25 protein-coding genes are annotated in these 21,769 nt (G+C 67.6%); 12 read left to right on the top strand and 13 right to left on the bottom strand.

Annotated features, from left to right (window positions below):
- Positions 1-108: 108 nt before the first annotated feature.
- Positions 109-1,404 carry an ABC transporter substrate-binding protein gene (locus AC50YM_RS12560; protein ID WP_494957283.1) on the bottom strand — a complete coding sequence of 432 codons (1,296 nt, stop codon included), beginning with the start codon at positions 1,402-1,404 and terminating at the stop codon, positions 109-111.
- 139 nt (positions 1,405-1,543) lie between these two features.
- Here AC50YM_RS12560 and AC50YM_RS12555 point away from each other — a divergent pair, with 139 nt between their 5' ends.
- Positions 1,544-2,299, top strand: a complete 756-nt coding sequence (locus AC50YM_RS12555) for a FadR/GntR family transcriptional regulator (protein WP_494957282.1) — start codon at positions 1,544-1,546, stop codon at positions 2,297-2,299.
- A 79-nt stretch (positions 2,300-2,378) separates the two neighbouring features.
- On the opposite strand, the gene AC50YM_RS12550 is transcribed toward AC50YM_RS12555, so the two are convergent.
- A complete protein-coding gene (locus tag AC50YM_RS12550) occupies positions 2,379-3,251 on the bottom strand; it encodes an NAD-dependent epimerase/dehydratase family protein (protein WP_494957281.1) in 873 nt (290 codons plus the stop codon).
- 138 nt (positions 3,252-3,389) lie between these two features.
- Between AC50YM_RS12550 and AC50YM_RS12545 the strand changes: the two genes are divergently transcribed.
- The 4 genes from AC50YM_RS12545 (at position 3,390) to AC50YM_RS12530 (ending at position 5,908) form a co-directional block, all read left to right on the top strand.
- Positions 3,390-3,854 (top strand): universal stress protein, encoded by a 465-nt coding sequence (locus AC50YM_RS12545; RefSeq protein ID WP_494957280.1) that lies wholly within the window; start codon positions 3,390-3,392, stop codon positions 3,852-3,854.
- Positions 3,855-3,882: 28 nt separating this feature from the next.
- A complete protein-coding gene (locus tag AC50YM_RS12540) occupies positions 3,883-4,362 on the top strand; it encodes a hypothetical protein (RefSeq protein ID WP_494957279.1) in 480 nt (159 codons plus the stop codon).
- Positions 4,359-5,045 (top strand): SRPBCC family protein, encoded by a 687-nt coding sequence (locus tag AC50YM_RS12535; protein WP_494957278.1) that lies wholly within the window; start codon positions 4,359-4,361, stop codon positions 5,043-5,045. Before AC50YM_RS12540 ends, AC50YM_RS12535 begins: the two co-directional genes overlap by 4 nt.
- Before the next feature lie 125 nt (positions 5,046-5,170).
- Positions 5,171-5,908: a hypothetical protein gene (locus tag AC50YM_RS12530; RefSeq protein WP_494957277.1), complete on the top strand. Its 738-nt coding sequence runs from the start codon at positions 5,171-5,173 to the stop codon at positions 5,906-5,908.
- A 27-nt stretch (positions 5,909-5,935) separates the two neighbouring features.
- On the opposite strand, the gene AC50YM_RS12525 is transcribed toward AC50YM_RS12530, so the two are convergent.
- From AC50YM_RS12525 to AC50YM_RS12500, 6 genes are all read right to left on the bottom strand, one after another.
- Positions 5,936-6,349, bottom strand: a complete 414-nt coding sequence (locus AC50YM_RS12525) for a DUF302 domain-containing protein (RefSeq protein ID WP_494889460.1) — start codon at positions 6,347-6,349, stop codon at positions 5,936-5,938.
- Between the two features lie 4 nt (positions 6,350-6,353).
- Entirely contained in the window at positions 6,354-7,706 is a 1,353-nt protein-coding gene (locus AC50YM_RS12520; protein WP_494957276.1) for a phosphoribosyltransferase family protein, read from the bottom strand.
- A 127-nt stretch (positions 7,707-7,833) separates the two neighbouring features.
- On the bottom strand, positions 7,834-10,530 hold the full coding sequence (mgtA, locus tag AC50YM_RS12515) for a magnesium-translocating P-type ATPase (protein WP_494957275.1): 2,697 nt from the start codon (positions 10,528-10,530) through the stop codon (positions 7,834-7,836).
- Positions 10,531-10,560: 30 nt separating this feature from the next.
- The gene (locus AC50YM_RS12510) at positions 10,561-11,280 is read right to left on the bottom strand and encodes an esterase/lipase family protein (protein WP_494957274.1); all 720 of its coding nucleotides are present in this window, start codon (positions 11,278-11,280) and stop codon (positions 10,561-10,563) included.
- A complete protein-coding gene (locus AC50YM_RS12505; protein ID WP_494957273.1) occupies positions 11,277-12,077 on the bottom strand; it encodes an alpha/beta fold hydrolase in 801 nt (266 codons plus the stop codon). The genes AC50YM_RS12510 and AC50YM_RS12505 overlap by 4 nt, the downstream gene beginning before the upstream one ends.
- A gap of 78 nt (positions 12,078-12,155) precedes the next feature.
- Entirely contained in the window at positions 12,156-12,365 is a 210-nt protein-coding gene (locus AC50YM_RS12500; RefSeq protein WP_494957272.1) for a hypothetical protein, read from the bottom strand.
- Positions 12,366-12,647: 282 nt separating this feature from the next.
- On the opposite strand from AC50YM_RS12500, the gene AC50YM_RS12495 reads away from it, so the two are divergent.
- A complete protein-coding gene (locus AC50YM_RS12495; RefSeq protein ID WP_494957271.1) occupies positions 12,648-12,893 on the top strand; it encodes a hypothetical protein in 246 nt (81 codons plus the stop codon).
- 126 nt (positions 12,894-13,019) lie between these two features.
- Here AC50YM_RS12495 and AC50YM_RS12490 read toward each other — a convergent pair whose 3' ends face one another.
- Together AC50YM_RS12490 and AC50YM_RS12485 are read right to left on the bottom strand one after the other, a co-directional pair.
- Positions 13,020-13,439: a VOC family protein gene (locus AC50YM_RS12490; protein ID WP_494957270.1), complete on the bottom strand. Its 420-nt coding sequence runs from the start codon at positions 13,437-13,439 to the stop codon at positions 13,020-13,022.
- 200 nt (positions 13,440-13,639) lie between these two features.
- On the bottom strand, positions 13,640-14,206 hold the full coding sequence (locus AC50YM_RS12485) for a type 1 glutamine amidotransferase domain-containing protein (RefSeq protein WP_494957269.1): 567 nt from the start codon (positions 14,204-14,206) through the stop codon (positions 13,640-13,642).
- A gap of 224 nt (positions 14,207-14,430) precedes the next feature.
- On the opposite strand from AC50YM_RS12485, the gene AC50YM_RS12480 reads away from it, so the two are divergent.
- Together AC50YM_RS12480 and AC50YM_RS12475 are read left to right on the top strand one after the other, a co-directional pair.
- The gene (locus AC50YM_RS12480; protein WP_494957268.1) at positions 14,431-14,682 is read left to right on the top strand and encodes a DUF2630 family protein; all 252 of its coding nucleotides are present in this window, start codon (positions 14,431-14,433) and stop codon (positions 14,680-14,682) included.
- A gap of 51 nt (positions 14,683-14,733) precedes the next feature.
- A complete protein-coding gene (locus AC50YM_RS12475; RefSeq protein WP_494957267.1) occupies positions 14,734-15,726 on the top strand; it encodes a CapA family protein in 993 nt (330 codons plus the stop codon).
- Here the strand turns inward: AC50YM_RS12475 and AC50YM_RS12470 are convergent.
- A complete protein-coding gene (locus AC50YM_RS12470; protein WP_494957266.1) occupies positions 15,715-16,806 on the bottom strand; it encodes an LLM class flavin-dependent oxidoreductase in 1,092 nt (363 codons plus the stop codon). The genes AC50YM_RS12475 and AC50YM_RS12470 overlap by 12 nt on opposite strands.
- 227 nt (positions 16,807-17,033) lie before the next feature.
- On the opposite strand from AC50YM_RS12470, the gene AC50YM_RS12465 reads away from it, so the two are divergent.
- Positions 17,034-17,768, top strand: a complete 735-nt coding sequence (locus AC50YM_RS12465) for a GAF and ANTAR domain-containing protein (RefSeq protein WP_494957265.1) — start codon at positions 17,034-17,036, stop codon at positions 17,766-17,768.
- A 57-nt stretch (positions 17,769-17,825) separates the two neighbouring features.
- Here the strand turns inward: AC50YM_RS12465 and AC50YM_RS12460 are convergent, their stop codons facing one another.
- On the bottom strand, positions 17,826-18,578 hold the full coding sequence (locus tag AC50YM_RS12460) for a GAF and ANTAR domain-containing protein (protein WP_494957264.1): 753 nt from the start codon (positions 18,576-18,578) through the stop codon (positions 17,826-17,828).
- 208 nt (positions 18,579-18,786) lie between these two features.
- On the opposite strand from AC50YM_RS12460, the gene AC50YM_RS12455 reads away from it, so the two are divergent.
- The 3 genes from AC50YM_RS12455 to AC50YM_RS12445 all read left to right on the top strand — a co-directional run bounded on the left by AC50YM_RS12455 (position 18,787) and on the right by AC50YM_RS12445 (position 21,016).
- Positions 18,787-19,008 carry a hypothetical protein gene (locus tag AC50YM_RS12455; RefSeq protein ID WP_494957263.1) on the top strand — a complete coding sequence of 74 codons (222 nt, stop codon included), beginning with the start codon at positions 18,787-18,789 and terminating at the stop codon, positions 19,006-19,008.
- Positions 19,009-19,073: 65 nt separating this feature from the next.
- On the top strand, positions 19,074-19,391 hold the full coding sequence (locus AC50YM_RS12450; RefSeq protein WP_494957262.1) for a DUF6221 family protein: 318 nt from the start codon (positions 19,074-19,076) through the stop codon (positions 19,389-19,391).
- A gap of 185 nt (positions 19,392-19,576) precedes the next feature.
- Entirely contained in the window at positions 19,577-21,016 is a 1,440-nt protein-coding gene (locus tag AC50YM_RS12445) for a S8 family peptidase (protein WP_494957261.1), read from the top strand.
- Positions 21,017-21,039: 23 nt separating this feature from the next.
- On the opposite strand, the gene AC50YM_RS12440 is transcribed toward AC50YM_RS12445, so the two are convergent.
- Entirely contained in the window at positions 21,040-21,672 is a 633-nt protein-coding gene (locus tag AC50YM_RS12440) for a DnaJ family domain-containing protein (RefSeq protein WP_494957260.1), read from the bottom strand.
- Positions 21,673-21,769: the final 97 nt, after the last annotated feature.

Here is a 21,769-nt window from a genome sequence, read left to right as displayed (position 1 = left end):
ATTTTGCACTCCCCCCCCCCCCCCCCCCCCCCCCCCCCCCCCCCCCCCCCCCCCCCCCCCCCCGGGCTGGTGTGCACTCCGGCGCGTAGCGCGAGGGGCGCGGGGGCGTTATTTCTTTTCGCTGTCCAGGAACTTCTGAAAGTCCTCGTGGGCCGTGTCAGCAGCGGCGGAGGCGTCCGCGCCGGTGATGGTGGCTACGATCGGGCCGCCCACGATTTCGCGGGCCTTTCCGACGGTGACAACCTCGGGACGGTCGTGGCCGACGCCGTTCTCGGCGCTGGCGGCGATGGCCTCGGCCAGATCCTTCGGGTAGGTGGAGGTACCGGCGGGATCGGCCCAGACGGAAGTGCGGGGTCCGGGGACGCCGGCCTTCTGGGCAGCCAGGGTGCGTTCCTTGCTGGTGGCCCACTGGATGAACTTCCAGGCGTTGTCCTGGTTGCCCGAAGCCTGGTTCACGGCAAGGCCCCACGAGGGGATGTTGTACGGCTTGGATCCTGCGGGGCCGGCGGGCAGCGCGGCGAAGCCGACCGTGTCGGCGACCTTGGACTTGGCCGGGTCAGTGGCGTTCTTGTAGAGCGAGTCGGCCTCGGTGTAGAAGGCGGCCTTGCCCTGGGTGAAGATAGCCATCGCCTCGGGCCAGCTCATGTCCGTGCTGACGTTGGCCGGACCGTAGTTGCGGATCAGGCCGCCGTAGTACGCGTAGGCCTGCTTGGCGGCGTCGGAGTTGACCGCGGACTTGCCGCTGGCGTCGGTGAAGTCGCCGCCGAAGCTGTACAGGAAGCTGGAGAACTGGGTGACAGCGGCGGACTTGCCGGTACGGGCCACGAAGCCCGCGGTGTCCGGGTTGGACGCCTTGATGGCCTTGGCGGCAGCCTCGAGCTCTTCCATGGTCTTGGGAACCTCGAGGCCGGCGGCCTGCAGCAGGTCCTTACGGTAGTAGAGCACTTCGCGTTCGGTGATGATCGGGACGCCGACCACCTTGCCGTCCGCCGTGGTGGCCTTGACCGGGCCCTCCTGGTAGTCCTTCCAGTCCCAGCTGGCGTCCGAGGACACCTTGGACGTCAGGTCGGCGAGGTAGCCGTTCTTGGCGAACGCCTTGCCCTCCTGCAGCGGGCGGTACATCATGACGTCGATCTCGTCGCTGCCCGCGTTGAGCTTGACGTTGTACTGGTCCGAGAGCTGGTCCTCGCCGAGCTGGGTCAGCTCGACCTTGAGGCCGCTGGACTTCTCGAATTCCGGAATGGCGGCCTTGATGCCTTCAGTCCAGACGTGGTTGGCCAGCGTAACCCGGACGGTGCCGGCGGCCTTCGCATCACCGCTGCCGCTGCCGCCGCTGCAGGCCGTGAGCCCCAGCGACAGGGCCGCGGCGACGGCCGCGTACTGCATGATCGAACGTCGCTTCATTACGACTCCTTGGTTCCTTAGGGGCTGGATGTCACGTCCAGCCGGCTGCGGATGCATCTTTACATCTGCTCTGGAAGCGATCATAGATAAATAAGGCAGACTTAAACAACCCCTTGCGGACAACCCGTATGATTTATTTATGACAACCCCAAAGGCGGAGTCCTCAGCTGACCTGCATTCCCTGCTGGTCCACAAGCTGGGACTCGCTATTGCCGAGGGGACCCTCGCGCCGCACTCCATTCTGCGCCTGGACGAGCTTGAGGCACAGTACAAGGTGTCCCGCTCGGTGGTCCGCGAGGCCACCCGGGTGCTCTCCTCCAAGGGCATGCTGGAATCACGACGGCGGCTGGGCACCGTGGTGCAGCCCGAAGACAGCTGGAACGCCTACGACCCGCAGGTGATCCGCTGGCGGCTGGCCTCCTCCCGACGGCTGGAACAACTGAAGGCGCTGAACGAACTCCGGGGTGCAATCGAGCCGCAGGCCGCCCGGTTCGCCGCCGAGCGGGCCTCCTGGGATGCCGGCAGCGATCTGGTCTCGCAGGCTGCCCGGCTCTGGGCCGCAGGCCAGCGCGGGGACAACGACGAGTTCCTGCGGCTGGACATCGAATTCCACGCCACGGTGCTCAAGGCCTCCGGCAACCCCATGTTTTCCCAGCTGCATAACCTGGTCACTGAAGTCCTGACCGGGCGGACCGAGCACGGGCTGATGCCGCATCTGCCGCACCACGAGGCGCTGCAGCTGCACGTGGAAGTCGCCAGCGCCATCCAGCGCGGCGAGGCGAACGCAGCGCATGCCGCGATGAGCCGGATCGTGGAGCAGTCCTCCGAAGAGATGGGCAACATCTGGTCCAGCCGCAGCCGGCCGGCCGCCCCTGAGCCCGCCCCCACCCCCTAGCCCACCCCAACGCGGGGTCACTTCGCGCCGGTCCGGGCCGCCGGAATGGGCGCGAAGTGACCCCGCGTTGGGGGTGTGGTCAGTCCTCGGTGGGGGTGGTGCGCAGCGGGTGGTAGTTCCGCCAGCTGTGCTCGGGCGCGTAGCCGAGCAGCCGTTTGGCCTTGTCGATCGAGAGCAGGGTCTCGTGCTCGCCGAGCCCCTTGACCACCGGCACGTTCGGGAACACCTCCGCGGCGAGGCCGGCGCTGCTGCGGCTCATCACGGTGTCGGCATTGGCGATGATGAACGCCTCGAACCCCGGGGTGCCGTGCTCGAGGGCGCGGGCCACGGCCTGCGCACCGTCCCTGCCGTCGATGTAGCCCCAGAGGTTAAACTTGCGCAGTGTCGCGTCGGCGTCGAAGCCGGGGAACTCCTCGTAGTCCTCCGGGTCCATCACATTGGAAAAGCGCAGACCGGTGATGCTCAACTCAGGATCCCAGCGGGTCAGCTGGACCGCCATCTGTTCCTCAAGGTGTTTCACCAGCGAGTATGTGCTTTCCGGCCGGGCCGGGTATTCCTCGTCGACCGGAAGGTAGAGCGGGTCGACGTCGAACGGCAGACCCAGCACCGTCTCACTGGACGCGTAGACAATCTTCTTGATCCCGGCCCGGCGGGACGCCTGGAACACGTTGTACGTGGCCAGCATGTTGTTCTCGAACGTCGCGGCGTCCGGGGCGTGCCCGGGGGCCGGGACCGCGGCCAGGTGCACCACCGCGTCGACGCCTTCGTGCCGGTCGTCCAGACCCAGCAGCGCATCCACCACGTGCCCGTAGTTGCGCAGCTCCACGTCGGTGTAACCCCGCCCACGCGTGCCGGTGCGGTCAAAGTTGATGACTTTGTGGCCGTCACCGTCCAGCCGCCGGACGACGCTCCGGCCAAGCTTTCCGCTTCCGCCGGTAATGACAACTCGCATCAGGACTCCTCGGGTCGTGGGGATTTGTTCCACCCTAGGGCCGGCCGGGCCGGGGGCCTACCCCCGGGCTGGCCGGAGGCGGCCCCGCGTGACTTTCGGCCCTAGGCAGTGCCGGGCGGACCGGGCAGTCTGGGGGCCATGAACGCTGATCAGCGGATAGTCGTGGGCGTGGACGGTTCGGATTTCTCGACGACGGCGCTTCGGCTCGCCGGGCGGATGGCCAAGAGCCTGGGGGCGCCGCTGGAGGTTGTGACCTGCCTCGGCACCTCGGATCTTTTCCTGGCCTCGCACCTGCCCGAAGAGCGCTCGCCCACCACGACCCAGCTGGAGGAGACGGCCAAACGGCTCGTCAGCGAATCCCTGGAACGCGCCTTCGGCGGCGACGTCCCGGAGGGACTGACCCGGACCGTGAAGTTCGGTCCGCCGGCCAAGGTCCTGGTGGAGGAGAGCCGGGACGCCCAGCTGCTGGTGGTCGGCAGGCGCGGCCGCGGCGGGTTCCTCGCACAGATCATGGGGTCGGTCAGCGGTGCCTGTGCGGCACATGCCCATTGCCCGGTGCTGGTGGTCGGAGACGACACGGGCCAGGCCCAGGCGAGCGGATGAACGGCGCCGGACCGGAAGGCTAGGAGCCATGGCACAGCTGCAGGCGCCGGCCCGGACCCGGCAGTCGGGGCAGGACGTGCGGTCCGGAAAGATCGTGGGCTGCTTCTTCCTGTTCACCGGCGGCATCCACGCCGGAATTGTGGCCGCGGGCACGGAGTTCTACCGGCATTTCGCCGATGAGGCGCTCCTGCCGTTTGTCACCGCTGCCTGGTGCGATGTCTTCATGGCCGCTCCCGCGCTTTGGGGTCTGGCCGTTTCCGGGGGCGAGGTTGGCCTGGGCGTGCTGCTGCTCAGCGGCGGAGCACGGGCCACCGCGGGCTGGGCCGGGGTGGTCGCGTTCCATCTGGCGCTGATGTTGTTCGGCTGGGGATTCTGGTTGTGGTGTGTTCCGGCGCTGGCGTTCCTGGTCCCGTCGGCCATCGCGCACCGCCGCAGGCAGCATCAGGTAGCGGAAGTAGCGCAACATCCGGACGCGAAAAAGCCACAGGAGAGGGGCCGAACCGTATGAGCCGGTCCACCGCATCCTCCCGGCTCCGCGGTCCGCTGGCTGCCGTTGCGGCGGCGGCCGCCGCCGCCGGTTACGTTCTTGCCGTCCGGCCGCGGCTGCTGAACTGGGGTGCCACCGCACAGGAAGCCGCCGGCCCGCTTCCCGGCGACGAACTGGTTCGGACCCCGCGGATGCAGAGCACCCGCGCCGTCACCATCAAGGCGCAGGCCGCCGACGTCTGGCCCTGGCTCGTCCAGCTCGGCGCCGGACGCGGCGGAATGTACAGCTATGACCTGCTGGAGAACGCCGCCGGGCTCGGCATGCACAGCACGGACCGGATCCTTCCGGAGTACCAGCAGCTCGACGTCGGCGATGTCATCCCGTTGGGCCCCGACGTCGGGATCCCGGTCCGGCGACTGGACCCGGGGTCCGTGCTGGCTCTCGGCGGGAGCATGGATCCGCGGACCGGGAGGATCACCGCGTCCGGCGGGGGCCCCGCAGGACCGCGGCTGGAGCTCGGCTGGACCTTTGTGCTGCAGCCTGTCAACGGGCGCACCACGCGGCTGCTGTCCCGCACGAGGTACGACTATTCACCGCTGGCAGTGGGGCTGGTCCTCCGCCCCGTGCTGGAACCGCTGCAGTTCATGATGGAACGGCGCATGCTGCTGGGCATCAAGGCCCGGGCGGAGCGCCGCGGCAGCTAGCCGGTCGGTCCCGGGCCGGGCACCGCGGCGCCCATGACCTTGGGCCCTACGCCGTCCAACCCCACAGGAATAACCTGAAGTTGCAGGGCGGTGCGCGGCCGCCCCGCCGACCCGGGAGGCAAACGGTGAACTCCGCCCGAACAAGCATCATCGCCGGCATCGCATTGATGGCCGCCGGCGTCCTGTTGCTGCTGGATCTGCTCGGGATCCTCGACAGCGCAGCCCTTGTGTGGCCGCTGCTGTTCGGAGCAGTCGGGACCGTCTTCCTGACGCTGTTCCTCCGCAGCCAGGAGAACTGGTGGGCTGCCATCCCCGGCTCGGTGTTCCTGGGCCTGGCGGCGGTCATCCTGAGCACGCTGCTCTGGCCGCGCTCGGCGGAGGACTGGGCCGGCGCATTCCTGTTCCTGTTCATGGCCGCCGGCTTCGGTGCCGTCTACCTGCGCGAACGTTCCAACTGGTGGGCGCTGATCCCCTGCGGCGTGATGCTGACGCTCGCCCTCGTCGTTGCGCTTCCGCAGACCTGGGAAGGCATGCCGATCGCCGCAGTCCTGTTCCTGGGGCTCGCCGCCACCTTCGCGGCGCTGTCCCTGGTTCGTGTCCACCCCAGCCCCGGCCCCCGGCCCGGGGTTTTACCGCCAGAGGCCGCTTACCCGGCGTCTTCGCACCCGCCAAGGATGAAGTGGCCGCTGATCCCGGCAGCAGTCCTGGCCGTGCTGGGGCTGATTTTCGCCGTGCAGGCCACGGTGCTGGTCACCGCGAGCGAATTCCTGGTCCCGCTGCTTCTGGTGCTCGCCGGCGTTGCGCTGCTGGTCTACGCCTACCGCCACCGGGCCGGCGGGCACCAGAACGTGCACGGGGTCTGAGGGGTCAGGCGTCGGCTGCCTGAGGGGTCAGGCGTCGGCAGCCAGTTCGGCCATCGCCGCGCGCAGTCGCGTGCCGGCGTCCTCCGCCACCTCGCGGACGGCGGGGGCACTGCTGAGCTGCACCATGGTTTGCGGATCGATGGCGTTGACTGTCGTCGCGGTCGCCCCGGTTTCACGGCGCACCACGACGTTGCAGGGCAGGAGGGCCCCCATTTCCGGCTCTGCGGCCAGCGCCCGGCTGGCGAGCATCGGATTGCAGGCACCGAGGATGACGTAGTCCCCCAGGGCTTCCGCGGCGTCCTCGCCGAGTTTGGCGGCGAAGGTGGCACGCACATCGATTTCCGAGAGGATTCCGAAACCCTGGGCGGCGAGCGCTGTACGCGTTTTTTCGACGGCGTCGTCCCAGCTCAGCGGAACGACGGCGGTGTAGGTGTAGCTCATGCGGTTACTCCTGGGAAGTGGTCTTGGCGGGCAACAGATAGTCGACGAACCAGTCCCGGGCAAGGATGGCTGCCGCCGCCAGCGTACCGGGTTCTTCAAAGAGATGGGTGGCGCCCTGGACCACGGCCAGCTGGTTGGGGCAGCGCATCATGGACTTAGCCTTGCGGTTGAGTTCGAGCACTTCAGAGTCGTAGCTGCCCACGATGAGCAGCGTCGGCGCCCGGACGGCGGACAGCCTCGGTCCGGCCAGGTCGGGGCGGCCGCCGCGGGAGACGACTGCGCCGATCCTCGCTGTCGGTTCGGAAGCGGCCCAGAGCGCGGCCCCGGCACCCGTGCTGGCTCCGAAATAGCCAAACGTGCAGGCGTCCGTGTCCGGCCGGGCGGTGAGCCAGTCAGTGGCCGAGGAGAGCCGGCGGGCGAGCAGTTCAATGTCGAAGACGTTGGCACGGTTGCGTTCTTCGGCCGGGGTCAGCAGGTCCAGCAGCAGGGTGCCGAGCCCGGCCTGCTGCAGCACCCCAGCCACATACCGGTTCCGCGGGCTGTGCCGGCTGCTGCCGCTGCCGTGGGCGAACAGCACCACGCCCCGGACAGGGTCCGGCAGGTGCAGCTGGCCCTGGAGGCGGACCGCGCGCGACGGGATTTCGACTTCCCCATCGAAGTCCACGGCATCCTGGTTCCCGGATGCGCCCGGCGTCCGGGACTCCGGCGACGAGTGCTGCAGTCGCTTCGCCGCGGCGTCGAGCAGTTGCACCACTTCGTCGTCATCAGTGGGGGAGAAATCGCGGTAGTGGTAGCCGACCGCGGAGAAGTGGTGCGGGGTGGCGAGGCAGACGACCTCGTCGGGCTCGGTCAGGTTACTGAGGGTGTCGGCGGGGGCGACCGGTACCGCCAGGATGACCCGGGCGGCGCCTAGCTTCCGGGCTATCCGGCAGGCGACCCTGGCGGTGGAGCCGGTGGCGATGCCGTCGTCGACGATCACAGCGATCCGCCCGGTCAGGTCCTGGCGCACCCTGCCCTTCCGGAAACGGGCCACCCGGTTCTCGAGCACGGCACGTTCGTGGTCTTCGACGGCCTGCAACTCCGCGTCACTGACCCGGGCATGGGCCAGCACGTGTTCCTCCAGCACCCGGGCCCCGCCCTCGCCGATCGCTCCCATCGCCAGCTCCGGTTGGTACGGAAGGCCGAGCTTCCGCACCACAATCACGTCCAGCGGGGCGTCGAGGGCCGCGGCAACTTCGAAGGCGACCGGGACGCCGCCGCGGGGCAGACCCAGGACCACAATGTCCTGGCCCCGCAGTTCCGCGAGCCGCCTCCCGAGTTGCCGGCCGGCGTCAACCCTGTCTTCGAAAATGCTCATCGGTACGGCTTTCCCATCGAGGTGTCGGCCGCGGCCTCATCCAGGCGTGCCCTCCGCAGGCTGGGAAAATGACCAGCTGACCTTTTCTTCCCACTATCTGCCCGGAACCCTCCGGAGGTGAGGGCCTTTATGCCCGGTTTGGCCGACGCTTCCGCGCCGGTCGGTGATGAAGCATGTGACCGGCCTGCGCGGTGCTGAACCGCGCGGCCCGGCGTGCGATATGGTGGGTCCCGCCGCGCCGCGGGATCGCCCGGGGCCGCAGCGGCACCGGCTGCTGTGCGGCCCGCGCGTAGAACCAGAGCTTCGCCAGTTCGACCAGCACCAGGTACACCGCAGCCATCCCCAGCAGGGCGAGGAAGAACGGGACGGGCAGCGGATCGAAGCCCAGCACACCGGCCAGTGGCGAGAGCGGAAGGTAGACGCCCACGGCCACAACGGCCAGGGAGGCCCCGGCCAGGCCCAGCGACGGCCTGCTACGGAAGAAGGGCACCCGCCGGGTCCGGATGACGAAGATAATCAGCGTCTGGGTGACGATTGATTCGATGAACCAGCCGGCCCGGAATTCCCCGGGAACAGCGTCGAAGACGAACAGCATCAGGGCGAACGTGGCGAAATCGAACAGAGAGCTGATCGGGCCGAAAAGGAACATAAAGCGCCGGATGAAGCCGATGTCCCAGTGCGAGGGGGCGAGTAGTTGTTCCTTGTCCACCCGGTCGCCCGGGATGGCGAGCTGGCCGGCGTCGTAGAGCAGGTTGTTGAGCAGGATCTGCCCCGGCAGCATCGGCAGGAAGCTCAGCACTACGGAGGCCGTGGCGGCGCTGAACATGTTGCCGAAATTGCTGGAGGTGCCCATCAGAACGTACTTGATGGTGTTGGCGAAGATCCGCCGGCCCTCCATCACGCCTTCGGCGAGGACGCCCAGGTCCTTGTCCAGCAGCACGACGTCGGCGGCATCCTTGGCAACGTCGGTGGCGCTGTCGACGGAAATGCCGATATCCGCGGCGTGCAGCGCGAGCGCGTCGTTGACGCCGTCCCCCATGAATCCGACGGACCCGCCGCTTTGCCGCAACAGCCTGATGATCCGGGCCTTCTGCTCCGGCGAGACGCGGGCGAAGATGCTCGCCTCACGTGCGGCGGCAGCCAGTTCCGGGTCGGACATGGCCTCGACCGCGGCGCCGGTCAGCGTCCCGCCGGAGAGCACACCGAGGTCGTCGCAGACCTTTTCGGCCACCTTCGCATTGTCTCCGGTGGCGATCTTGACGGTGATGCCGAGCTCCTCGAGCCGGTCCAGGGAGGCGCGCGCGTTGGCCTTGGGCCGGTCCAGGAAGATGAGGAATCCGGCGAGGACCAGGTCCGTTTCGTCGTCGGGTCCGATCGCGGTCATGCCGTCGGCCGCCCGGGTGGCGACGGCAACGACGCGGGATCCGGCGTCGAACTGTTCGTCCAGCATCGCCTGGACGCCGGCCGGCGTGTCACGGCAGATCGCCAGGAGGTCCTCCGGCGCGCCTTTCGTCACGATGCGGACCGGCGCCCCCGCTTCGCTGACCAGCACACTGGTCCGGCGCCGCAGGTGATCGAAGTCGATGACGTCGAGCCGCTCGTACCGGGAGGGCTGGAAGGCTGCGGCGCCGGCGGAGGCCCACAGTGCGGCATCCAGGGGGTTCTGTCCCAGCGGGGATTTCTGGGACTCCGCGTAACCGGCCTCGGTGGCCAGCAGTCCCAGAGTGAGCAGTTCGGCGGCGGAAATTCCGGCAGAGGCGGGCAGCGCGGAGGTGAAGCTGATCCGGCCCTCCGTCAGCGTTCCGGTCTTATCGGTCACCAAAACGTCCATGTCGCCGAGGTCTTCGATGCAGACGAGCCGTTTGACCAGAACCTTCCGCCGGGCCAGCTGACGGGTTCCGGTGGCCAGGCTCGTGCTGACGATGGCGGGCAGCAGCTGCGGTGTGATCCCGACGGCGATTGCGAGCGAGAACAGCAGCGACTCGATCACGGGCCGCTGCAGCAACAGATTGGCGATGAAGATCAGGGACGTGAGGCCGATCGCCACCTGGAGCAGCAGGTAGGAGAAGCGTTGGAGGCCCAGCTGGAATTCGGTCTGGGGCTGGCGCTCGCCAAGGCCCAGGGCAATCCGCCCGAATTCGGCCCGCCCGCCGGTGGCGACCACCACGCCGGTGCAGTTGCCGGCCTGGATCACGGTGCCCATGAACAGGCACGACGCCAGATCCGCCAGTGCCGCTGCGCCGGCGATCGGGGCGGGGTCCTTGCCGGCCGGCATGGATTCCCCGGTGAGGATGCTTTCGTCGCAGAGCAGGTCCTTCGCACTCAGCAGCCGCAGATCGGCGGGGATGATCGCGCCGATGGACAGCTGCACGACGTCGCCCGGCACCAGGGCGGTGACGTCGGCTTCCTGTGGGGTTCCGTCGCGGATCACGACGGCGCGGTGGGTAACGCGCGAATGCAGCGCCTCGGCGGCGCGTTCTGCACGGAATTCGTTGCTGAAGCCGAGTCCGACGCTGACCAGCAGGATCACGCCGATCACGATTGAGTTCGTGGCATCGCCGAGGAAGAGCGAGAGCCCGGCCGTGACGAGCAACAGGATCAGGATGGGGCTGCGCAGTTGCCGTCCCAGCACCGACCATCCGCTGGCCTGATGGGTGCGGAGCGCATTCGGTCCCAGCTCGGCGAGGCGCCGGGCTGCCTCGCCGCTGCTCAGGCCCTCCGCCCCGGAGCCAAGCCGTGCCGCGACTTCTCCCGCCGGCAGGTGGGCAGCGTCGGCGATCGTCAGGGGCAGTGCGGGCGCTCTCTGGACCTCAAGCTCTGGCATGCAGGATCCGTTCGATCGTGGAGTTGCGTCCTAGGCCGGCGGACCGGCAGGAGAGGCGGCCGGTGTGGTCACGGCCGGCATCCCGGCGGTTGCCGCCAGGATGGTTCGAATCGTGTCCTCGTGGGCCAGAATCCGGAAGTGTCCGGCGGTGTCCAGCTGGACATTCCGGGCGCCCGGCAGTGCGCTGCCCTCGGGGATATGCGGGTCAAAAAGCCCGTAGACCGACGTGATGCGCTCGTTGACACGTTCCTCCCGGGCGAGCTGCATGGTCACGGCGCTCCGGGGCGAAAACGCGCGCAGGCTCGGTAGCAGCATAAACGAGGCATAGCGGGAGCCGGAGAACGGTGAGCAGACCGCGACCATGCCCGCGATGCGGCGTTCCCGGTCCAGTTGCATCATCACGAATTTGCCGATCAGCCCGCCCTTGCTGTGGGCGACGATCACCGTGTCCGAAAGGTCCCGCTCCCGGATGTAGGCGGCAATAAGATCCGCAGCCTTGGGGGCAGCGAGCCGGTTCCGCCCCAGCAGCGAGAGCACGTGCACCGGATGGCCTGCCGCATGAAGCCGCCGGACCAGCGGCAGCATAAAACGCCAATCCTCGTAGACTCCGGGAATGACGACGACGGGCCGGCCGGTGCCGACGAGGAAATCGTCCGGGCTGGTCCGGGAAACGGCGCTGAGGAGCTGCCGGCCCGCGGCGTAGAGGTAATCCTGAACCCACCAGCCGGCGGACTGCAGGACCCCGCTCATGCCGGGCGCTCCTGCGGAGTCCCGCTGGCCGCCGGGCGGAGGGCGGCGAAGTCCAGGATGGCACCGGCCACTTCTTCGGAGCGGTTGTGCTGCACCACGTGCCCGGTTCCTTCGACTTCGAGCAGCTGCCCGTCCGCCGCCCGTGCGGCCAACCGGCGGCACCAGTCTGCGGAGGCTACCGGGTCGTTGGCCCCGCGCAGGACGAGGACCGGCGCCGTGACTCCGGTGATCCGCACTTCGGTGGGGTAGTCCATCATGACGCGCAATGTTTTCAGGTACCAGGTCGGGCCGCAGCGCAAATAGTCCGTGAAGACCAGGGCGTTCGAGGAGGGGCTTTCGAACAACAGGCTGTCCCGGCCGAGCGAAAGGGCCTGCTGCGCCACGGTACGGCGCCGGGGGTCGACCACCGGCCCCATCAGGACCAGCCGGGATACCCGGCCCGGCTGCTGCAGCGCGGCCTCGATCGCGAACTGGCTTCCCATCGAGTGCCCGACAAGCACGAACTCCAGGACGCCCAACTGCTCCAGCGCACCAAGAAGGTAGCTGGCGTGGTCCGCGACGGGGAGGGTATCCTCCGGGCGGGGTGTGGCGCCGAAGCCGGGCAGGTCGATTGAGTAGGTATCAACGGATTCCGCCAGCCGCCCGTGAAGCTTGCTGAAATAGCGGTGCGAGACGCCGATTCCGTGGACCAGTACGACGGCGGGGCGTGCCGTCGCGTGGCCGGACGGTCCCTTGGTAACGAACACATGGCCAAGCTGGCCTGCGGCCTCAATCTCGAAGCGTTCGGGCCTGCTCATGGTGGCTCTTTTCTGTTCAGTGCTTCCTTGTTACGCCGCGATCAGCGTACAGTAAGCATACTGACGGAATCCCGCCGGTCAGCTGTCGCGTTTGTCCCGCTCGCTGAATTCCTCGTCAAGGTCGTAGTGCCTGAATTCGGTCTCCGGATTGGGTTCGCCGTCGGCCACATATTCATAGTCAAGTTGCCGCTGGACCTGGCTGTCCAGGACCTGCAACTCCTTGTCCCCCACCGCGCTGAGGTCCTCGGGGAACTCATCATCCGGCGTGAGGTGCAGCTTCTCGGTCATGGCACGCCTCTCTGGACCGGGAGGGTGGACTCGATAATGCGGTATCCCGGCCGCATTCAGAATAACCGCGTCCGACTGAAAAGGGGAATACGTCCGGCAGACGGGCCTCCCCGGCGCGCGCCCGACGCGCGGGCCAGCGGACATCCTTTCGCACCCGGGCCCACGACATTCAACAGATGCCGCGGGGTATCTTGGTCAGGTCGGGACCCGTCCGGATCCCCGTCAGCGCAGTTGGGCCGCCGGATCCCCGGCAACCCGTTGCTACTACGAGGGGAGGAACCGATGAGTACTGAGCCAAAGGAACCGGAAGACATCGTCGAGGACGGCGTCGAGGGCGGAAGCCACCCGGGGAAGGCGCCGGTGGCCCGCGAGAAGGGCGCCGAGGCGGCCACGAAGGGCACTGGCGGCACCGAGGCGAGCGCCGCGGCGGGGGCCAGAACCGCCAACGAGGCGGCGGGTCCGGCCGAGGAGCAGGATGAACAGTCAGGTGACGACCGCGGCCTCACCACGGATTCCAGTCCGGACTGACGGCCCTGACTAACGGCGGAACCAACCCGGATTAACCTCGAACAAGGCCCGGACCCGGATAAGGCCCGGACCTTGCCCGAGGTCAACACAACCCCGGCCGGGTTGTGCGCCCAGGCCGGGTGATCGCTAAGCCTGGCCCGGCTCGGGGCCGACGTTCACCAGCCAGTCAGTCCCGAATTTGTCGGTGCACATGCCGAAGATATCCCCCCAAGGGGCCTTCTCCATCGGCACGGTGATCTTTCCGCCTTCGGCGAGCTTGTCGAAATAGCCGCGCAACTCGGCCTCATCGGAGCCGCTCAGGGACACGGAAATGCTGCTGCCGGGCGTGTACTCCATCCCGTTGGGCGTGTCGGCGCCCATCAGCACCATGCCTTTCGCCGCGGTCAACATGCCGTGCATGATCTTGTCCTGCTCGGCGGGATCCTCGCTGGCGTGATATTCGCCAAACGTGCTCAGGGCCAGCTGACCGCCGAAGACCGCCTGGTAAAAGGTCATGGCATCCTTGGCGTTGTCGCGGAAACTCAGGTACGGGTTCAGCGTGGTCATATCCGGAACTCCTTAAAGCTGGGGCGCCGGCCAGGGGGTGCCGCGGTGCGGCCGCGGCCGGCACGCGTTTACAGGCATATCCTGCCGCAAATCGGCCGTCCAGGGTAGGTGCCCGCGGCAGGGCACGGACCGGCGGCAGTACGTTCCGCAGCCGGACGACGTTCGATTGTCCGGCTGCCGTTAAGAATGGATCCGACCGCTTAGGCCGTCTGTCCGGCGTGCTCGCCTTCTTCGATTTCCTCCAGCAGCTTGTCGTTGAAGGCCGGAAGGTCGTGCGGGTTACGGCTGGTCACCAGACCCTGGTCGACCACGACTTCCTGGTCGCTCCAGTTGGCGCCGGCGTTCTTTAGGTCGGTCTGGAGCGTGTGGTAGGACGTGACGTTCCGCCCGCTGATGACGCCGGCGTCGATCAGCAGCCAGGGCCCATGGCAAATCGAGGCCACGGGTTTGTGCTGCTCGAAGAAGGCGCGGGTGAGAGCCTGGGCGTTCTTGTCGACGCGCAGATCATCGGCGTTGACCACGCCGCCGGGGATCACCAGGGCATGGAAGTCGGCGGCGTCCGCCTCCGCGGCGGTGAGGTCGACGGCGAAGGTCTCCCCCTTCTCGGTCCCGTTGTAGCCTTGCAGCTTCCCGCGCCTGGGCGCCACCAGCGTGGGCTCTCCGCCAGCTTCCTTCACGGCGTTCCAGGGGCTGGTCAGCTCCACCTGCTCCACGCCGTCGGTGAGCAGAAAGGCGACTCTCTTACCGGAAATATTGTGTTCTGACATGCGTCCTCCTCTGGTGTCCGGGGAGGCCCCCGCAGCCGATGTACCGGCCGGATCCTCCACTCGGTGAGTGTGCTGCCCTACAGCATTTACTCTAGGAAGCCGCTATATAATAAGCAAGCTGACGATGCTCCCTCTGGCCGCGCAGTCGGTGAAATTGTCCTCTGGCCAGCGCATCGCGGCGTCGCTAGTCTGGCGGGAGAACTGCTACCCGAAAGAAGGAAGCGATGGACGAGCAACACATCCTGGAACGCATATCGGCGCTGGTCGAGGAAGAGCAGTCGCTGCGGGAGAAGGCCCCGTCCTCCTCGCCGGATTACGAACACGGCCAGGAGCACGCCCGGCTGAAGCGCATCGAAGAGGACCTGGACCAGTGCTGGGATCTCCTCAGGCAGCGACGGGCCAAGCGGCAGTACGGCGAAAACCCGGATGAGGCGCAGCCCCGCCCGGTGGGCCAGGTCGAAAACTACGAGTCCTAGCTTCCGGCCGACCTCCCGGCCGGACGGCGGACTAAAACGGTCACGTGTGCCATGTTGATTGCGTTGCTGGGCGACGTCATGCTCGGCCGGCTGGTGAACGAGCGGCTGCGGCGGGTGGCCGCCGATTACCCGTGGGGGGACACGGGTTCCGTGTTATCTACAGCGGACCTCACGATCGCCAACCTTGAATGCGTCCTGGCCACCGGTGGGCAGCCGGTGGCCGGGAAGGTCTTCCATTTCCGTGCCGACCCGACGAATGTGGCGTGCCTCCGATCCGCCGGCGTCGGGATGGTGTCGCTGGCCAACAACCATGTGCTGGACTACGGGGAAAGTGCCTTCCGCGAGATGCTGCCTGCCCTCGACGCGGCCGGTGTCCTGTATGCCGGCGCCGGACTGGATCGGGAAGCCGCCCGCCGGCCCGCGGTGCGGCGCGCGCCCGGGACCGCCGTCGGGCTCATCGCCTTCACCGACAACCAGCCGGACTGGGAGGCTGGCCGCGGCCCGGGCGTCTTCTACGTGCCGGTGGTGGACAGCGACCGCCGGGTGGCTGACCTGCTGGCCCTGGTCCGGCGGACGAGGTCCCGCGTCCAGCTCCTGATCGTTTCGGCACACTGGGGGCCGAACTGGGGCACCGGGGCACCGCCCGAGCACCGCGAGCTGGGTCGCGCCCTGGTCGAGGCGGGGGCCGACGTCGTCTACGGGCACTCGCCGCACGTCGTCCGCGGCGTCGAGCTGTTCCGGAACCGGCCGATCATCTACAGCGCCGGGGACTTCGTGGACGACTACGCGGTGGATCCGCTGGAGCGCAACGACCAGTCGTTCATTTTCATGCTCGACACCGACGCCGGCACACCGCTGTCGCTGCGGCTGTATCCGACGCTGATCATTGATTTCCAGGCCCGCCTGGCGGGCGGGCGTTCCCGGCAGATCGCCGAGCGGATGCAGCGGCTCAGCCGGCACCTTGGCACCACGAGCAGCTGGGACGCAGCCGGCGGATTCCTGGAGATACCGCTGGCTGCCGGGACTCAATACTCAGCGGATTGAGGCTCCGCGGGCTGTGCTGCCAGATGCTGGGCTGGCGTCCGGCACCGGCCGGGCCGTTCCGAGTTCCCGGTTCACGGCCGGCATAATCTCGGTGGCGAGCAGTTCGATGGACCGGGCGGTCTCGGCAAACGGCAGCCCGCCGAGGCCGATCTGGGCCATGTAGCGGCTGTTGCCGAGGGTCGCCTGGATTTCCAGCAGTTTCTCGATGACCTGCTGCGGGCTGCCAACCAGGAGGCCGCCGCCGGGTTCGGTCCAGTCATCGAAGGTGGAGCGGGGGAAGTGGTCCACCGGGCGGGGCATGTTCTGTTCAAAATACGCGCGGTAGTAGGGGTAGAACGTGTCACGTGCCTGCTGCGATGTCGGGGCCGCGTAGAAGTGTCCGCCGACCCCCACCTGTAGGGTGGCCGGGTCGTGACCGGCGTCGGCGGCGGACTGGTGGTAGAGCTCCACCAGGCGGCGGAACCGGGCGGGCCCGGACAGCAGGGCGACGAAGAGGGGCAGACCCAGGCGTCCGGCGCGCGCAAAACTGGCCGGGGTCCCGCCGACGCCCACCCAGACGGGGAGCTTGTCCTGGACCGGGCGCGGCGCGATGTCCATTCCGGGAATGCTCTGGGTCAGAGTCCCCTGCCAGGTCACGGCGGCGTTGTCCCGCAGTTCCAGCAACAGCTGCAGCTTCTCTTCGAACAGCGCGTCGTAGTCCTCCAGCTCGTGGCCAAAGAGTGGGTAGGACTCGATGAAGGCGCCACGGCCGGCGATGATTTCCGCGCGGCCGTCGGAGATCAGGTCCAGCGTGGCGAACTGCTCGAAAAGCCGCACCGGATCCTGGGTGGAGAGCACCGTGACGGCCGTGCTGAGCCGCAGGTTCGTGGTTTCCCTTGCGATGGCCGCCAGCACGATTTCCGGGGCGGACACGGCGAAGTCCCGCCGGTGATGCTCACCGAGGCCCAGGAAGCCCAGGCCCGCCTGGTCCGCGAGCTTGGCGAGTTCAATGATGTCTTTGAGGCGCTGCTGCGGGGACAGCGCCTTGCCGGTGCTGAGGTTGCGGGAAAGCTCGCCGAAGGTAAAGATTCCGAAGTCCATACTTTATTGAACATTCAAGCATTGGATTTCATTCCACACCGCGCCCTTCAAGGGACGCCGATCCAACATTGCCGACGACGGCGGCGGGAGGGTTGCCGCCGCCGTCATCATTTACGCGCCACGCAGCAACCAGGGCTATGCTTTAAGTGGACAGCCGTAAGAGGCGTCCCGGCTCAAGCAGGGGGCACACGCAGGGTAGCTTTACCCTCCCGCCATAAGGCCCCAAAGTGCTCAACCAGCCATTCAATCCACTCCCGCTCGATGAACTGACCGCCGTCTTCGCGCGCATCAAAGGCCTGCTTCTGACCGAGGACAAGGTGGACCGGGCGCTGCAGCTGCTCGTGCAGGCGGTCAGGGATGCCATTCCGGGATCGACCGGGGCCGGAATTTCCCTGTTCGACGCCCAGGGGCTCGGCAGCAGCGCCGCGGCGACGGACCGGTTCGTGGAGCTGGCGGACGGCGCCCAGCATGACTTGGGCCAGGGCCCGTGCGTCGCTGCCTGGACGGCAGGCAAAACCATCCTGGTGCAGGACGCCGCCGCGGAGGCCCGGTGGCCGCTCTGGAGCCAGGCTGTCGCATCGCTGCCGGTCGGCTCCCTGGTAAGCGCCCCGCTCGACACGACCGGGGGCCCGATCGGAACGCTGAAAATCTACGCGGGCCTGCCTTCGGCTTTCACGGCAGCGACCGGGCTGCTGCTTGAGAAGTTCGCCGTTCCCGCCGCGACTCTGATGGCCCACGTCCAGGGCCCGGACACGCCGCGGCATCTGAGCCGCCCGTTCAAGGGTGCGCTCGCCGGACGGGACACCACCAACCGCGCCTGCGGGATCCTGATGGAACGCCACGGCTTGACCGCAGAGGAAGCGTTCCGTGAGCTGCTGCGTCGCGCCCGGGCCGAGGGGAGGCCGCTGTCCCGGGTCTGCTCCGACCTGACCGACGGCCCGCGACTGCCGGCCCGGGGCTGACGCACGCGTTGGTTCCCGCCAGTACCGCCGGCGTCGGCGGTTTTTGTATGTCCGGCGTCAGCGCTTTTTGCCCATTTCCCCGCTGACGGTCAGCTGCTCCGCGACGTCGCGAAGCTTGATGTTCAGTTCGGAGCTGGCCCGGGAGAGCAGCAGGAACGCCTGCTGGGGGGTGATCTTGAACCGTTCCATCAGGATTCCTTTGGCCTGCCCGATCAGGTCCCGGGTATCCAAGGCCTTGGTGAGCTGGTTGACCTGCTGGCTGCCGGCGACGGCTACGGCGGCGTGGGCAGCCACCAGCGCCCCGATCCGCTCCGATTCGGCGTCGAAGGCCCCGACGTCATTCCCAAAGAGGTTCAGGGCGCCAAGGTGCTCCCCGTCCACGAAGAGCTGGAAGGAGAGCATGCTCCGCGCTCCGAGACCGTAGGCCGCCTGCGCGAAGTCCGGCCAGCGCTCGTCCGTGCTGAGATCGGGGACGCTGACAACACGCTGTTCATAGGAGGCGTCCAGGCAGGGACCCTGTCCGGTTTCGCTCTGGAGGGCATCCACCTTGCGCGGGAGATCGCTGGAGGCGGCACGCGAGTCGATCGTTCTGTTCCCCGTGATCAGGCTGACCGAGGCCTCGGCAGCGTGTGGCACGAGCTCCAGCGCGGCGTGCACTATGCCTTCCAGCATGGTTTCAGTGTTCATTTCGTGCTGGAGTTCCCGTGCAATGTCGCCCAGCCGGACGGCCAGGGCGTCGGCACCGATCGGTTCAGTGCCCTGCTCACCCCTCGTCCGTTCGCCGGACTTCGCGGAATTTGGCACCATCATGAGCCCCCCTCATTCGTTGCGTGGTTGATTCCCGCTGCTGCTTCTATTCGAAATATACCCCTGCCGCAGGGGCCTGGACCGGGCCGCAGAAAAATATCTAAGGGCAGGTGGCACGGCCTTCACGTCCCTGTGTGAGACTTGTGGCATCGGACTCAATCGAGACTGCCAGCCCTGCTGCATTGCAGACCTTACGAGGAGCCACGCAGACATGAATCTTCCCGACCACAACGCCTCCGGCCGCCAAATTCAGGAGGTAAGCCAGCACCGACCCGACCTCAGCAGCCTGCATGTCCGCGAGGATGTGGCCATTACCGGGCTCTGCGGCAACGTTCATTTGAATACCGGCCGGACCTGCGATCAGCCCGAGCGGCACGGAGGATCGTGCCACTTCGTCGGTCCCGAGGACGCGGAAAACCTGTCCGCCCGCTAAGAACCCGTCAGGGCGACGACGGCCGGGGCTGGTTGCCGGTCGGGGACCACGCGTAATCTCACCGTGTGGACATTGTCGAATTCCTGTCCGAGCGGATCAGCGAGGACGAAGCCGTTGCCCGGACCCTCCTCGGCGACCGGACGGTGTCGAAATCCGCCTCCTGGTACGAGCAGCGGCTGCTGCTCGAATGCGAGGCCAAGCGGCGCCTGATCCGCATCGTGGAATCCGCCCGGCAGGCTGCCCTCACGGCGCTGGTCAGCGATCTCGGCCAGGACGCGGGCTGGATCCCGCAGTCCCTGGAGTGGATGGAACACTCGCTTAATGCCCTGGCGCTCCCCTACTACGACCACCCGGACTTCGAACAGGAGTGGTTCCGCGTGTAGTGCCCGCTGCCCAGCTCGCGCCGCCCGGGCCACGCGTCCGACGGCGGGCAGGGGCGCCGTCGTCGGCTGGGCCTTCTCTCTTCCCGGCCAAGTTATGCCAAAGGTCCGTGTGCAAGAGACAGTTGCGGGTTTACGCTTAGCAGCGGGGGGCCGCTCAATAGCGAAGACGCTTAATGGAGGCCACTATGTTCAGCCACTTCCGCCGGCCGGGATCAACACGGGAACCGGCGCTTCAGCCCGCCAGGGCACCCCAGAATCCCGGGACGGCCGCGTCTCCGTCTGCCGGGCCACGGCTGCGGGGGGCCGTCGGCGGTCTCGCTGCGCTGTGCCTGGCCGTGGCCGGAGGTTTCGTCGCGGCCGTCCCCGCAACCGCCGCCGAACGGGAACATCGCTACATTGTGGTGCTCAAGGACGGCGCAGTTGACCCCGGTGCTGCGGCTGGGGCCCAGCAAAGCACTTATGGGCTGACTGTTTCCACGGTCTACCGCTCTGCCGTGAGCGGGTACGCCGCCACGATGACGGCTTCCGCCGCGGCCCGCCTCGCTGCTGACCCGGGCGTTGATTTTGTCACCGCGGCGAGGGAATTCCAGCTGCCCAAGGAGCCCGGCCCGAACAGCCAGGTAGCGCCGGACTGGCAGAAGAGGATCGGCGGTCCCCGCGCCAAGGACAGGGATGGGGCCCAGCGGGCGGTGGACGTCAACGTGGCAGTGATCGACAGCGGCATCGACGCCAGCCATCCTGATCTGAACGTGCGCGGCGGCATCGATTGCTCCACCGGGTCGCCCGTCGAGGTGGCCCCCACGGACAACGTTGGCCACGGGACCTTCGTGGCCGGAGTGATCGGGGCCAAGGACAACCACGAGGGCGTGGTCGGCGCGGCGCCGGGAACCCCGCTGTGGTCGGTGCGGGTCGTGAATGACGCAGACCTGATCACGGAGGAAATGCTCATCTGCGCCATCGACTGGGTGACCGGAACGCACAAGGACGGGGACCCGGACAACGACATCGAGGTAGCCAACATCAGCATCGGCGGCCCGGGCGCCGATACCGCCAAGTGCGGCAAGGGCACGGATCCGATGCACTACGCCATCTGCCGTTCGGTCAAGGCCGGGGTCACCTACGCCGTTGCTGCCGGCAATGACGGCCGGGACTTCGCCGATACGGTCCCCGCCACCTATGACGAGGTGCTGACCGCCACGGCGATGGCGGACTTCGACGGCAAGCCAGACGGCCTGGCAGCCCCGGTCTGCGGGCAGGACGACTGGACCTCGGTCGGCCAACTGGACGACCATCCGGCCTTCTTCTCGAATTTCGCCACCAAGCCCGAGGACAGGGACCACACCGTCGCCGCCCCGGGTGTCTGCATCACCTCCACGTCCCCGACGCCGGAAGGCTATGGCGTGGCCCATGGAACCAGTTTCGCCAGTCCCGCCGTCGCCGGCTCCGTGGCGCTGTGTATCAGCCAAGGAGAGTGTGAAGGCTCAGGCAAGGCCGTAATGTCAAAGTTCCTGGACGCCACCAAGGCGTACAACAAGAAGCACTGGCACTTCGGCTTCGACGGCGACCCGCTCCGCCCGATCAAGGGGCACTACTACGGCTACCTAGCCCAAATCGCAGGGTATTGACCAAGTCCGGGCCAACCAACCAGCTAGTAATCGGACCGGATCCGCCGCCACCAGGAACGGCGGATCCGGTCCGTTGCCCGCCCTGGTCCTTGGCCTGCGACTTCCCCTCGGTTCCGCTCCGCAGCCGATGCTGCGAGCGCCGCGCGGCGTTCCCGCCAGTTCCGCACCTCGGCCTCGACATCGCGGATCTTCGTGACCACCGGCGGTCCGCCGAGCAGTTGCCGCCGGGCATCAATGACGCGGGCGTTGAAATTTTCCAGCAGCTCGCGGACTTGCTTTTCGGCGGTCAGCCCGTCGATCCGGGCGTTCAGTCCGGAGTCCTCGGCGCGGAGCATGATGGCCTTGGGCCCCATCCCGGTAATGTTCTCGCGTTCTAGCAGGCCTTTGACCCACCAGTCTGGGTCGTACTTCCCGTCCAGCCCGGGTATCGGCTTCCCGGCGTATTTGAGGTGGTCGAATTTGCCCTGCGCCATGGCATCGCGGATCAGGTACTCGGCCCGGGCGGCGTCGTCGAATCGTGCGCGCAGTTCCCGTGCCCTCTCTTCGGCGGCGGCCAACTCCGCCTCTTCCTGCACCGTCATTCCGCTGGTCCTGAGGGCGCGGAGTTCCGCGGCACGCTCCACCCGGCGCCGGAACGACCCGTTTGATCCGCTCATGGATTCCCTGCTTTCCTGGCTGCGCGGATTTGCCGTCTCATTCCAGTATGCGAATCAGCGACACGCAGGCCAAGGGCGACAGGAGGAAGATGGCCGG

Source organism: Pseudarthrobacter sp. RHLT1-30-1, assembly GCF_059383415.1.
Note: the sequence above shows the minus strand (reverse complement) of the source record. Positions and strands in the feature narration are given on the sequence as shown.